The organism is Alcanivorax sp. 97CO-5, assembly GCF_000524665.1.
Taxonomy (GTDB): Bacteria; Pseudomonadota; Gammaproteobacteria; order Pseudomonadales; family Alcanivoracaceae; genus Alcanivorax; species Alcanivorax borkumensis.
Window position 1 is genome coordinate 37664 of the sequence record NZ_KI965883.1, and the last position, 12466, is coordinate 50129.

The 12466-nt window shown below is 58.4% G+C and carries 11 protein-coding genes; 2 read left to right on the plus strand and 9 right to left on the minus strand.

Going from position 1 to position 12466, the window contains the following annotated elements; all coding sequences use genetic code 11:
- Positions 1 to 74: 74 nt before the first annotated feature.
- The 9 genes from Y017_RS05500 to Y017_RS05540 all read right to left on the minus strand — a co-directional run bounded on the left by Y017_RS05500 (position 75) and on the right by Y017_RS05540 (position 10632).
- The gene (locus tag Y017_RS05500) at positions 75 to 1679 is read right to left on the minus strand and encodes an AarF/UbiB family protein (RefSeq protein WP_035459479.1); all 1605 of its coding nucleotides are present in this window, start codon (positions 1677 to 1679) and stop codon (positions 75 to 77) included.
- Positions 1679 to 2365: an SCP2 domain-containing protein gene (locus Y017_RS05505; RefSeq protein WP_035459481.1), complete on the minus strand. Its 687-nt coding sequence runs from the start codon at positions 2363 to 2365 to the stop codon at positions 1679 to 1681. The genes Y017_RS05500 and Y017_RS05505 overlap by 1 nt, the downstream gene beginning before the upstream one ends.
- Entirely contained in the window at positions 2362 to 3114 is a 753-nt protein-coding gene (ubiE, locus tag Y017_RS05510; RefSeq protein ID WP_035459484.1) for a bifunctional demethylmenaquinone methyltransferase/2-methoxy-6-polyprenyl-1,4-benzoquinol methylase UbiE, read from the minus strand. The genes Y017_RS05505 and ubiE overlap by 4 nt, the downstream gene beginning before the upstream one ends.
- A 1-nt stretch (position 3115) precedes the next feature.
- On the minus strand, positions 3116 to 3811 hold the full coding sequence (locus Y017_RS05515; protein ID WP_035459486.1) for a hypothetical protein: 696 nt from the start codon (positions 3809 to 3811) through the stop codon (positions 3116 to 3118).
- Between the two features lie 107 nt (positions 3812 to 3918).
- On the minus strand, positions 3919 to 5256 hold the full coding sequence (gene hslU, locus Y017_RS05520; RefSeq protein WP_035459488.1) for an ATP-dependent protease ATPase subunit HslU: 1338 nt from the start codon (positions 5254 to 5256) through the stop codon (positions 3919 to 3921).
- Positions 5257 to 5258: 2 nt separating this feature from the next.
- Positions 5259 to 5801, minus strand: a complete 543-nt coding sequence (gene hslV / locus Y017_RS05525) for an ATP-dependent protease subunit HslV (protein ID WP_007150844.1) — start codon at positions 5799 to 5801, stop codon at positions 5259 to 5261.
- A gap of 135 nt (positions 5802 to 5936) precedes the next feature.
- A complete protein-coding gene (locus tag Y017_RS05530) occupies positions 5937 to 6575 on the minus strand; it encodes an SPOR domain-containing protein (protein ID WP_035459491.1) in 639 nt (212 codons plus the stop codon).
- Positions 6575 to 8329 carry an arginine--tRNA ligase gene (argS, locus tag Y017_RS05535; RefSeq protein ID WP_035459493.1) on the minus strand — a complete coding sequence of 585 codons (1755 nt, stop codon included), beginning with the start codon at positions 8327 to 8329 and terminating at the stop codon, positions 6575 to 6577. The genes Y017_RS05530 and argS overlap by 1 nt, the downstream gene beginning before the upstream one ends.
- Before the next feature lie 128 nt (positions 8330 to 8457).
- Positions 8458 to 10632 carry a primosomal protein N' gene (locus Y017_RS05540; protein ID WP_035459495.1) on the minus strand — a complete coding sequence of 725 codons (2175 nt, stop codon included), beginning with the start codon at positions 10630 to 10632 and terminating at the stop codon, positions 8458 to 8460.
- Between the two features lie 137 nt (positions 10633 to 10769).
- On the opposite strand from Y017_RS05540, the gene rpmE reads away from it, so the two are divergent.
- A complete protein-coding gene (rpmE, locus tag Y017_RS05545) occupies positions 10770 to 10988 on the plus strand; it encodes a 50S ribosomal protein L31 (RefSeq protein ID WP_011589516.1) in 219 nt (72 codons plus the stop codon).
- 109 nt (positions 10989 to 11097) lie between these two features.
- Entirely contained in the window at positions 11098 to 12372 is a 1275-nt protein-coding gene (locus Y017_RS05550; RefSeq protein WP_011589515.1) for a malic enzyme-like NAD(P)-binding protein, read from the plus strand.
- Positions 12373 to 12466: the final 94 nt, after the last annotated feature.

Genomic DNA, 12466 nt, shown 5'->3' on the forward strand with positions numbered 1-12466 from the left:
CCCAACCCGGCAGGGGGATGAGTTTATCAGGGTGCGTAAAAGGGCCATAGGCTCTTTTTTCTGATGTGTTGTTGCTAGCGGCGCCAGCTCCAGCTGCCCAGAATGGCCGCAGCACCGCCCAAGGCCCAGCTGTAGGGGTTGGCCAGCCATAGGGCCGCGCCGGCACAGCCCAGCGCGACGAGGCCGGCAAACAGCTTTTGACGGTGACGCACTAGCTGCTGCTCGAAACGGGCTTCCTGGCGATCTTGCTGGTAGGGCAGGTTTCGCAGGCTTTCCAGCCCGTCGCGCAGCAGGTCGGGCATGTCTGGAAGTTGAGCGGACCATTCCGGTAGGCGGTTTTGTAGTTTCTTCAGGGTGGCGCTGGGGCCGTACTCGGCCAGCATCCACGCTTCCAGCAGTGGGCGCCCGGTGCTCCAGATATCCAGCTGCGGGTAGATGCTGCGCCCCAGCCCTTCGATATGCACCAAGGTTTTCATCAGAAGGATGTACTGCACCGGCATTTCGATATGGTAGGTACGCGCCATATCAAACAGCTTCATTACTAGGGGCGCGAATTCCAGCTGGTCAAGCTGGGCAGAGCGAACCGGCTCGACGATGTCGATTACCGCCCGTTCGAACCGGGAGCGGTCGATGGGGGCGGTATTCCAGCCGGCGCGAATAACCGCATCGACTAGGGCGCTGTAGTCTTCGCGCATTACCGCCAACACCATGCGCCCGAGGATGTTCAAATCGTCTTTGGACAAGCGCCCAGCGATGGCAGCGTCTATTGCCATGTACTGGGGCGATTCAGGATGTTCCGGGTTGACGAAAATATTTCCCGGGTGCATGTCTGCGTGGAAGAAATTGAAGCGGAATACCTGGGCGAAGAAAATCTCCACGCCCCGTTCGGCCAGCACTTTCGGGTCGATACCCGCGGCCTTAATGCGCTCGATATCATTCACCGGAATACCATGGATGCGATCCATGATGATTACGGTCGGGCTGGACAGTTCCAGATGTATGGCCGGGATGTGCAGCAGTGGGCTGAACAGAAAATGCCGGCGCATGGTTTCGCTGTTGCGCGCTTCGGCGGCCAGATCTAGCTCGCCAAGGAGGATCTCTCGGTAGTCCTGCACCACTCGGACCGGGCGGAAATAGCGAGCATCACGCCATAGGCGTTCCAGCCAGCGTGCACCGAATGCCATGACTTTCAGATCCCTTTCCACCACCGGGCGGATTGTAGGGCGCAGCACTTTGGCAACCACTTGCTGGCCGTTGTGCAGGGTGGCGGCGTGTACCTGCGCGACCGAGGCTGCGGCTATAGGCGTACTATCAAAGTCACGGAATACTTCATCCAGCGGTTGGTGCAGGCTGGCTTCCACCAGGGCCCTGGCCTGCTCGCCGTCGAATGGGGCAACCTGATCTTGCAGACGGGCAAGGGCGGCGACCCACTCCGGCGGCAGCATGTCTTGCCGGGTGGCCAGCAGTTGGCCGAATTTGATGAAAATCGGGCCTAGTTGCTCCAGGGCTTTCTGTAGACGCTCCCCTTCGCTTAGGTGGCCGGTGCCGAGCCAGCTAGCAGGCACCAGATATTGGAGAATAAGCAATAACCCCTTGGTGGGGTGTGGGGGAAGCAAGGATATTAGCCGGTAGCGGCAGATCACATGGATCACCACCAGCATACGGGTAATCGGCGGCATTAGTGTGGTGAGCTCCAGGAATCCTGTGGCGAGGAGGGTGATGAGGAAGTCGAGCGGCTTCTTAACCGTTGAATGCGAGCGTCCAGGCGGTCCACATCCATACGCAGTTCATCCACGTCTTGGCCGAATTCGTAAACGTCACGGCGACGGGGGGTAAGCCCGGATTCGTTGCCGACATAATCGCCTAGCTGCTCGGTCAGACGGGAGGCCGCTTGTTTGGCCCAGCCGAACAGGCGCCGAGCACTGTAATCCAATTGCTGTGCCAATTCTGATCCGGTAATCGGCTCCAGGATGGCGCCCCAATCGATCTGCAGATCGTTGGCAATCTGCTGCAGCTCCTGTAGGAAATCACGGTTGCCATTGATATTCACGGGGCCGCCAATAACGCCGGGGCGGGTTTTCCAGTTGAGCAGTAGCGAGGCCAGATCCATGGGGCTGCCTTTCACCGCCACATCCGGGGTGGCATCACTGCGGTGGTAGAGCTCCACGCCGTCTTCCACGATTAACCCGTAGATGGCCACGGGGGGCAGTGTGGCCTCAATGGCAATAAGCCGGCCGGCGTGTACGGCCAGCCGCTCTGCGCTGGCGGGGTCAGATCGCAGGGCCGTGTTGATGGCTCGCTCCACGGTGGCCAGGGCGGTGGTAGAGAGCAGCCCGGGAGAGCTTGACTGGTCTTTCAGGCTCAAAATTTGAATCCTCTGTGCAGGGCCACGATGCCGCCAATCATGTTGAAGTATTCGGTGCGGGCAAAGCCAGCGTTGTCCATCATGCCCTGTAGGGTATCTTGGTCTGGGTGCATGCGAATGGATTCGGCCAGGTACTGGTAGCTGTCGGGGTCGTTGACGATGAGCTTGCCCAGTTTGGGCCAGACAGCAAAGGAATAGGCGTCGTAGGCTTTGGCTAGGTGCTTATTGGTGGGGGTGGAAAACTCCAGCACCAGCAGGCGCCCGCCGGGTTTCAGGACCCGCAACATGGAACGCAGGGCGGCGTCTTTATCGGTGATGTTGCGAAGGCCGAAGGCAATGGTGATGCAGTGGAAACTGTTGTCTTCGAACGGCAGGCACTCGCCGTTAACCTGAGTGACTTGAGTGTTGTGGCTGCAGCCAGCATCGAACAGGCGGTCGCGGCCCACGTCTAGCATCGCGTCGTTGATATCAGCCAGCACCACTTGGCCGGTTTCGCCAACCAGCCGGGAAAATTTGATCGCTAGATCGCCGGTACCGCCAGCAAGGTCGAGCACTTTGTGGCCCGGACGAATGCCCGCGAGCTCAATGGTCATGCGCTTGAGAATGCGGTGGCTACCCATGGAGATCAGGTCATTCATGACATCGTATTTGCCCGCCACCGAGCGAAATACGCCTGCCACTTTCTGTTGCTTTTCCTGCCATGGCACTTGTTGGTAGCCGAAGTGTGTGACCTTGTTATCGTCGGACATATCAATTCTCGAAAGGCGATGGGTGACAGGCGAAAACCTTTCCCATAATGGCTTCTTCCCGGGCGGCCAGCTGTTCAAGCAGCAGCCCCACGCTGGGGACGGGTTTCATCACTCGGAAACTGCGATCCATGAAATCATACAGGTTCGCAAAGCCTGCCGCATGGGCCGGTTTGCGGACCATTCTGAAGGTGGCGTGGAGCATCCGCGAGCGGATATAGCGATCCAGCCGATGACCCAGTTCGGCTACCAGTTGTAGCTGCCGCTGACGGTCGTCATGGTGGGTCGGCTGGCGGAATCCAGCCAAGTAGATGGTTTCATCAATGGGCTGGTCGAGTTGGTCGCCGAGGATGTCGGTGACCGCCTCGTCAAGTTCCTGGGTGAGAATGGCGGCTTCCAATGCTGCGGCGGAGGTGGCCATGACCTTGTCGGGCAGTAGTTTCATCGCCTTGGGCAAGGCCCGGTGGACTTCCCGCGCCACCGGCAGTAGTTCGCGGCCACCGTAGACGTCTTCTAAAAGGAAACGGACTCCCTCGGCGGTTACCGGGTCATCGAGAAGGTGGGCATGGGTGCGCGTGAGGCGCTCTGCCTGCCAATTCTGCAGGCGCCGCAGTCGGGTTAGAAATAGGGCATCGTCGCCATGCTGGCGCAGGGCAAAAAAACGGTCGAGATAGTGTTGTAGTTGTTGGCCGGCGGTCATGGTTTTCCCTCCGGCACGGATAATAGCAAAGTGAGACGCCGGCAGGCACCACGCATCACACTGGCACGCTAAAAAGGGTGCGACATGATGCGTGGTGCCTGCTGCGGTTACAGAATATACCGGCTCAGATCTTCGTCATCGGCCAGCTCTCCCAGGTAACGGTCGACAGCCTCTGCGTCCAGTACCAGCGGCTTGTCGTGATACTGGGTGGCGAGAGAGTCGGCGTCAAAGCTGATTTCTTCCAGCAGCTTTTCCAGCACCGTGTGCAGGCGACGCGCGCCGATGTTCTCGGTGCGTTCGTTGACCTGCCAAGCCACTTCCGCAATGCGGCGGATGCAATCGTCGGTGATCTCCAGATTCAGCCCCTCGGTTTCCAGTAGCGCCTTGTACTGTTCGGTGAGTGAGCATTTTGGCTCGGTGAGGATGCGCTGGAAATCGTCCGGGCTCAGCGGGCTTAGCTCTACGCGGATGGGCAAGCGGCCTTGCAGCTCGGGGATCAGGTCGCTGGGGCGAGACAGATGGAAGGCGCCGGAGGCGATAAACAGAATGTGATCTGTTTTCACCATGCCGTATTTTGTGGATACGGTGGAGCCTTCGATCAAGGGTAGCAGGTCGCGCTGTACCCCTTCGCGAGAGACGTCGGTACCGCCACCTTCGCCGCGTTTGGCCACCTTGTCGACTTCATCGATGAAGACGATGCCGCTGTTTTCCACCGCGTCGATGGCCTGCACTTTTAGTTCGTCTTCGTTGACGAAGCGGGCGGCCTCTTCGTCGCGAATCAGGCGATAGGCTTCGCGAACTTTGAGTTTCTGGCTCTTGCGCTGCTGGTTGTTGCCCATTTTGGAAAACATCTGCTGCAGCTGGCTGGTCATTTCTTCCATGCCTGGGGGCGCCATGATATCGATGCCGGCCGGGTTGCTGGCCACGTCCACGTCGATTTCCTTGTCGTCCAGCTCGCCTTCGCGCAGCTTCTTGCGGAAGATCTGGCGTGTGCTGTTGTCGGTGTTGGCGCTGCTGTCATCGGTGCGAGCTGGAGGCAGCAGAGCGTCGAGGATGCGCTCTTCCGCAGCGTCATCGGCCTGGCTGCCGACACGGGCAATTTCCTTGTCGCGCAACAGCTTGATGGCTACTTCCATCAGGTCACGGATAATGGACTCCACATCCCGGCCCACGTAGCCCACCTCAGTAAATTTGGTGGCTTCTACCTTGATGAAGGGGGCATCCGCCAGTTTGGCCAAGCGGCGGGCGATTTCAGTTTTACCTACCCCGGTGGGGCCGATCATTAGAATGTTTTTGGGCGCCACTTCGGCACGCATTTCTTCGGGCAGTTGCATGCGACGCCAACGGGTGCGTAGCGCCAGAGCCACGGCTCTCTTGGCCGCGTCCTGACCGACGATGTGGCGATTGAGTTCGGAAACAATGTCTTTGGGTGTCAGGGAAGCCATGATTAACCGTCCAGCTCTTCGAAGGTGTGGTTGTGATTGGTGTAAATACAGATATCGCCGGCAATAGTGAGCGCCTTGGCGACGATGTCTCGGGCTGGCAGATCGGTATTATCCAGCAGGGCAGTCGCGGCGGACTGGGCGAAGGGGCCACCCGAGCCGATGGCGATCAAGCCATCTTTTTCCGGCTCAATCACGTCGCCGTTGCCGGTAATAATTAGTGAACTTTCCTTGTCGGCGACTGCCAGCAGGGCTTCCAGCCGGCGTAGGGCTCGGTCGGTACGCCAGTCTTTGGCCAGCTCCACGGCGGCGCGGACTAAGTGGCCCTGGTGCTTTTCCAGCTGGGCTTCGAAACGTTCGAACAGGGTAAAGGCGTCGGCGGTGCCACCGGCGAATCCGGCAATGACTTTGCCATGAAAAAGCCGACGAACCTTGCGGGCGTTGCCCTTCATGACAGTGTTGCCCAGGCTAACCTGGCCATCGCCACCGATGACGACGTTGTTGCCTCGACGAACAGAAACAATGGTTGTACCGCGATACTGCTCCACGGGAATTCTCCTTTTTACGCGTAGCAAAGGAAGTATGGGCGCAACAGGGGGATTTCAAGGAGAGAAAGCGAGATGGCGGATGCCCAATGCCGACGCGGGGCGGCATCAGGCGTTGGGCATCAAGCACCCGATGCTTTATTTTTTCATTTTGATTGGCAGAGTCTCAATGCCGTTGCTGGCCAGTTGGTCCTGGGCGCGGTGCATGGCGTTAAGGTTGTTGTAGGGGCCAATCATGACCCGGTGCCAGCTGTCGCCGCTGTCCAGATTGACTGACTGAATGTTGGCCTCGAAGCCTTTCAGAATTAGTTCGGCTCGACGGCGATCGGCATCTTCGTTGCGGCGAAAGCTGCCCGCTTGTAGCAAATATTTCTCGTTGCTATTGCGAGTGCCGGCTTCTGGCTTGCGGGTTGTTGTCGGCTTCTTGGTGGCATCCGGTTTGCTGGTGGTATGTGAGCCACTGCCGGTTTCGTTCTGTGGCACGATCACTTCCATTTTGGGTAATACCGCATAGAAGTCGAATTTGGGTGAGTCGTCACCGGATTCATTCTTAGGCCCTGGTTTTGGCTCGGCCTTGGTTTTGGCGGGTTTGTCGTTGTTGGTTACCCCTGTGCTGCTGCCCTGTTCAATCTGGGTTTTTCCCAGGTGAAACAGGAAGGCCACAAACAGCCCGACCATGAGACCTGTAAACAACCACACCCAGCCGGGTACCTGGCGCTGGGGTGTCTTTTTGCGGGCAGGGCCGCGGCTGGCGCCGCGCCGGGTGTTCTTCGCCATTACATGCGCTCCAGTGGGCTCAGGCCCAGCAATTCCATGCCGTGTTTGAGAGTGCGGGCGGTGAGGGCGGCCAACTTAAGGCGGCTTTGCCGAATGCGCTCATCTTCGCTGCTGAGGATGGGGCAATGCTCATAGAAACTGGAAAACAGGCCGGCCACATCGTACAGGTAGGCGCTGAGCAGGTGCGGTTGGCCCTTGTCGGCTACGTTCTGCAGTACTTCACCAAATTGCACTAGGCGCGCGGCGAGAGTGTGTTCTGCGTCTTCGTTTAACAGGAAGTCGCCGCTTACGTTAGCCATGTCCAGCTCGGCCTTGCGGAATACGCTGGCTACACGAGTGTAGGCGTAAAGCAGGTAGGGGGCGGTGTTACCTTCAAAGCTGAGCATTTGTTCGAAGTTGAAGATGTAGTCGCTGCTGCGGTTTTTCGACAAGTCGGCGTATTTTACCGCGCCGATGCCCACAGAGCGGGCAATGTTGCGTAATTCTTCGTCGTCCAGCTGCGGGTTCTTTTCTTGCACTAGGGCAAAGGCCCGTTGCTCTGCTTCGTCGAGTAGGTCTACCAGTTTAACCGTGCCACCGTCGCGGGTCTTGAATGGGCGGCCATCTGGACCGTTCATGGTGCCAAAGCCCATGTGGGCCAGCTCGGTCTGTTCGGGCACAAAGCCGGCCAGTTTTGCCAAGGTGAACATTTGTTGGAAATGCAGTGCCTGGCGCTGATCGACAAAGTACAGCATGCGGTCAGCCCGCAGGGTGCTGGCGCGGTAACGCAGGGCTGCCAAGTCGCTGGTGGCATACAGGTAGCCGCCGTCGGCTTTACGCACAATCACCGGCAGCGGTTCGCCTTCCTTGTTTTTGAAGGCGTCCATAAACACACATTGAGCGCCCTGGCTTTCACTGAGCAGCCCTTTGCTGTCCAGATCTGCCACCACTTGTGCCAGATCGTCGTTGTAGGCGCTTTCACCGTGCACGTCTGCCGGTGTCAGGCTGACGCCTAAGCGGTCGTAGATCGCCTGACAGTGGCTTAGCGATACCTGATTAAACTCGGCCCAAAGGGTCAGGCAGTAGTCGTCGCCGGATTGCAGTTTTACCACCAGGGCACGGGCCCGGTCGGCGAAGCTGTCGGATTCATCGAAGCGTTGTTTGGCGGCCCGGTAGAACGTTTCCAGGTTGGCCAGTTCACGGCTCAGCTCGCGCTCACCTTCTTCGGTTTTTTGCTCCTCCAGATAAGCGAGAAGCATGCCGAACTGGGTGCCCCAATCGCCCACATGATTCTGGCGAATCACGGTGTGACCGAGAAATTCCAGGGTACGCACCACGGCGTCGCCGATGATGGTGGAGCGCAGGTGGCCCACGTGCATTTCTTTGGCCAGATTGGGTGAGGAGTAGTCCACCACCACGGTTTGGGGCTGCTCTGGCCGGCTAATGCCGAGAAAGTCGTCGGCCAGGGCGGAATCCAATAGGGCGGTGAGCCAGTCATCGGCCTGGAAGAAATTGATAAATCCGGGCCCGGCGATGTCGACTTTGGCCACGGCGCTGTCGTTGGGCAGAGCGGCGATCAGCTTTTCTGCTAGATCACGAGGCTTCATGCCGGCGGGTTTGGCCAGCATCAGCGCGATATTGGTGGCAAAGTCACCGTGGCTCTTGTCCCGGGTGCGGTCAATTTGCACTGGGCGCTTGGCGTCAGCGGGCAGAGTACCGTCGGTGATCAGGGTGTCCAAGGCGCTTTCAATAAGGGATATCAGGCGTTCTTTCATGACATTCTTTTGTGGAGGGCTCTGGGCCGTTTAACTGGCCGGCGATTGTACGGGAAAAGCCATGCTTACGCATGCGCAGGATGTCTGATGGCCGACACTGCTCTGTCTGGCGTCCGTCTCCGGCGTCGCTATAACATATCAATCGGATCCACATCCACGTGCCAGCGGCATTGACGCCCCTCAGGGAGTTTGCGGGCCTGTTCCAATAGCACGTTAAGGGCTTGATGTAACGGCGCCCGTTGGCTGCATTGCAGCAGTAGCTGGGTGCGGAAACGGCCCGCACGTTTTTCCATGGGGGCGGGAATCGGGCCAAGGACGTGAACATCCTGCGGAACCGCAGTAGTGCTTAGCTGTTGCAGAAAGTTCATGGCGGTGCCCATGGTCATGGCTTCGCAGCGGAACAGAGCCAAGTGCCCGTGGGGGGGCAGTCCGGCCATCTGTCGCTCTTCTAGCAGGGTGGTGGCCAGTTGTGGGTAGTCGCCGCTGGCCGCTAGTTGCAGTAAGTGATGATCCGGGTGGCGGCTCTGCAGAATCACCCGGCCTTTGCCTTCGCGGCCGCTGCGGCCGGCCACCTGTAGTAGCAACTGTGCGGCCTGTTCAGGGCCGCGGAAGTCGGCGCTGAGAAAGCCAGAATCCATATCGAGGATCACCACCAAGGTCAGTTTGGGGAAATGGTGGCCTTTGGCCAGCATCTGAGTGCCGACCATGACGGCGGGCTCGCCTTTTTGGATTTGTGCCAGATGCGCATCTAAGGCGCCCTTGCGGCGAGTGGCATCCCGGTCGATGCGAATCACCGGTACCGGTAGGGACTGTTCAAGCAGCTCGGTGAGCTTTTCGGTGCCACTACCGGCTTCCTGAATGGCGCTGGAGCCGCAATCCGGGCAGCGGCTAGGCACCGGCTGTTGATAGCCGCAATGATGGCAGCGCAGGGCCCGGTCATTGCGATGCCAGGTGAGGAAGCTATCGCAACGCTTGCACTCTGCTTGCCAGCCACAGTCGTGGCAGAGAATCATGGGGGCATAGCCGCGGCGGTTGATAAACACCAGCCCCTGATTACCTGCCTCTACGCATTGTTTAAGCGCTTGCAAAGAGAGGGGCAGTAGTGGGTTGCCGGGGGGGGCTAGGCGGGCATCAACAATTTCGATGGGGGGGCGGCTCTGGGCGGTGGCGCGTTGGGACAGTTTCAGCCACTGGAAACGGCCTTGCCGAGCTAGATGCAGGGTTTCCAGTGCCGGTGTGGCGCTGCCCAGAATGACCGGGATTTCCAACTGCTGGGCGCGCCAGGTGGCCAGATCCCGCGCGTGGTAGCGGAAGCCATCTTGCTGTTTGAGGGAGCTGTCGTGGGCTTCGTCCACAATGATTAAAGCGGGGTTCAGCATGGGCGTGAAGATGGCTGAGCGAGTGCCGATGATAATGCGCGCGTGGCCCTCACGGGCGGCGAGCCAGTTGTCCAGCCGTTCTCGGTCGCTGAGCCCAGAATGCAGCGTGACAACAGGCACGGCAAAGCGCTGCTTGAAGCGCTGTACCGTTTGTGGGGTCAGGCCGATTTCCGGAACCAGCACCATTACCTGTTTGCCGGCGGCCAGCAGCGGCGCCATGGCTTGCAGGTAGACTTCGGTTTTGCCGCTGCCGGTGATGCCGTCCAGCAGGAAGGGGGCGAACCCCTTGGCTTTCTGGATTGCCTGGATTGCCCCACGCTGCTCGGCGTTGGCGGCCAGCGGGGCCTGGGCCAGGGTTTCTCGTGGGACCTCAGGGCGGGTATCCACGTGAATTTGGTTTGCCCAGCTCTTTTCGCGCAGGCTGTTCAGGGCGGATGCGCTTACGTCCAGTGCCGCTAGCATGGCGCTGCTCAGGCCTTGGGGATGCTCACGCAAAATGCGCAAAGCGTCTCGCTGGCGCGGGGCGCGGCTAACTTGGTCATCGCTAACATGCTGGCCCCGTTCGCTAATCTGCCAGCGTTTCTCCAGGCTGGCTTGGGCGTCGCCGCCTTGGCGTAACAAGGTGGGGAGTGCGTAATTCAGCACTTCCCCAAGAGGGTGGTGGTAGTAGCGGGCCGCCCGCTCACAGAGCTGGTAAAGCTCATCGGGCAGAACGGGCTCTTCGTCGATCACCGCCTCTACAGCTTTCAGCTTTGGATAATCGCTGGGAGCATGGCCGTGGACAAGGCCGATGAGGGTGCGGCGCCCAAAGGGAACTTTGACTCGGCTCCCTCGGGGCGGTATCACTGTGCCGTGTAGCGCATAGTCAAAACACCCGGGTAGGGGAACGGGCAGGGCAATTTGCAGGGTATTCTTGGATGACACGGAATTTCCTGGAGCTCGCGGCGGCTTTGCGCTTGCGCAATGGGGACAAGCTGTTATGATTCGCCTTCTTTTTCCCAGGCGCAAGCCGTGTGGTGCCTGTCGCAGAGGCCGGTAGCGACACAAAATGGAGCTTAGCAATGAAAGCAGAGATTCATCCCGATTACCAGACAGCCACGTATACGTGTAGCTGTGGCAATGTCATTGAAACCCGTTCTACTAAAGGCGGTGATATGGCATTGGACGTTTGTTCTGCCTGCCATCCTTTCTATACTGGCAAGCAGAAGCAGGCTGATAGCGGTGGCCAGATCGACAAGTTCAAGCAACGTTTTGGCATGATGCGCAGCAAGAAGGACTAATAGCGCGTCGTTACAGCGCCTATTGTAAAAAGCACCCAACTGGGTGCTTTTTACGTTAAGTACTTGCGTACACAGTGTATATCCCAAAAAAAGGGAAGCGGAGACCAGCATGTCCGAGGATTTAAAAACGGCGGCCCTGGAATACCACGCCAAACCGCGGCCGGGGAAAATTAGCGTCGAGGTAACCAAGCCGGCGGCGACCAGTCGAGATCTGAGCCTGGCCTATAGCCCAGGTGTAGCTGAACCGGTGCGAGAAATCGCGCGGGAGCCGGAGCTGGCCTACCGTTTTACTTCCAAGGGCAACCTGGTAGCCGTAATTAGTGATGGCACGGCGATTCTTGGTCTTGGCAATCTGGGCGCGCTAGCCTCCAAGCCGGTGATGGAAGGTAAGGGCATTCTGTTCAAGTTGTTTGCGGGTATCGATGTGTTCGATATCGAAGTGGACTCTGAGGATTCCCAGGCTTTTATTGACACGGTAATGCGTATTCATCGCACCTTCGGTGGCATCAATCTGGAAGATATCCGTGCGCCGGAGTGTTTCGAGATTGAGCGTATTCTCAAAGAACAGTGCGAAGTTCCCGTATTCCATGATGACCAGCACGGCACCGCTATTGTGGTGGGGGCAGGTTTGATTAATGCGCTGGAAATTCAAAACAAGCGTATCGAAGACATCAAGGTGGTGTGTGTCGGGGCTGGTGCGGCGGGTATTGCATCTGTGCGGTTGTTGATCGAGATGGGCGCGCGCAAGGAAAATATTCTGGTGTTGGATCGTAAGGGGGTGATTCATAGCCGCCGTGATGATCTGAACCAGTACAAGGCTGCGCTGGCCAACGATACGGATAAGCGCACATTGAACGATGCTGTGGAAGACGCGGATGTGTTCATCGGCGTTTCCGGGCCGGATATGTTGACCCCAGAAATGGTCAAGAAGATGGCTCCCAAGCCGATCATCTTCGCGTTGGCTAACCCGGATCCGGAAATTCGTCCGGAAGTGGCCAAGGCGGCACGTCCGGATGCGATTGTGGCGACGGGTCGTTCGGATTTCCCCAACCAAGTGAACAATGTGCTGTGTTTCCCGTACATGTTTCGTGGGGCTTTGGATGTGCGCTCCACGTCCATCACTGAAGAAATGAAGATCGCCGCAGTGCATGCTATTGCCGGGCTGGTGCGAACGGCGCCCCCGCAGGAAGTGCTGGATGCCTATGGTGGAGAGCCGTTGACCTTCGGGCCGGAATATATCATTCCCAAGCCGAATGATCCGCGTTTGTTGGGCAAGGTTTCTGCTGCTGTGGCCCAGGCAGCGGTGGATTGTGGTGTGGCCCGTAAGGGATACCCATCACACTACCCGCTAAACTCGCTGGACGAGATTTTCCCAGAACTTTAAGGGAGCAGTGCCAGCCATAAAAAAACCGCCTTTCGGCGGTTTTTTTATGGCTGCTCATTTTTGTTTCAGCACAGCAGAGCAGAGTTGTGCGCTG

What these genes read in the sequence shown, in the direction of transcription:
- Y017_RS05530 (WP_035459491.1), bottom strand. Translation starts at nt 6,575, where the DNA reads ATGGCGAAGAACACCCGGCGCGGCGCCAGCCGCGGCCCTGCCCGCAAA.
- Y017_RS05550 (WP_011589515.1), top strand. Translation starts at nt 11,098, where the DNA reads ATGTCCGAGGATTTAAAAACGGCGGCCCTGGAATACCACGCCAAACCG.
- hslU (WP_035459488.1), bottom strand. Translation starts at nt 5,256, where the DNA reads ATGGCTTCCCTGACACCCAAAGACATTGTTTCCGAACTCAATCGCCAC.
- rpmE (WP_011589516.1), top strand. Translation starts at nt 10,770, where the DNA reads ATGAAAGCAGAGATTCATCCCGATTACCAGACAGCCACGTATACGTGT.
- argS (WP_035459493.1), bottom strand. Translation starts at nt 8,329, where the DNA reads ATGAAAGAACGCCTGATATCCCTTATTGAAAGCGCCTTGGACACCCTG.
- ubiE (WP_035459484.1), bottom strand. Translation starts at nt 3,114, where the DNA reads ATGTCCGACGATAACAAGGTCACACACTTCGGCTACCAACAAGTGCCA.
- Y017_RS05500 (WP_035459479.1), bottom strand. Translation starts at nt 1,679, where the DNA reads ATGCCGCCGATTACCCGTATGCTGGTGGTGATCCATGTGATCTGCCGC.
- Y017_RS05515 (WP_035459486.1), bottom strand. Translation starts at nt 3,811, where the DNA reads ATGACCGCCGGCCAACAACTACAACACTATCTCGACCGTTTTTTTGCC.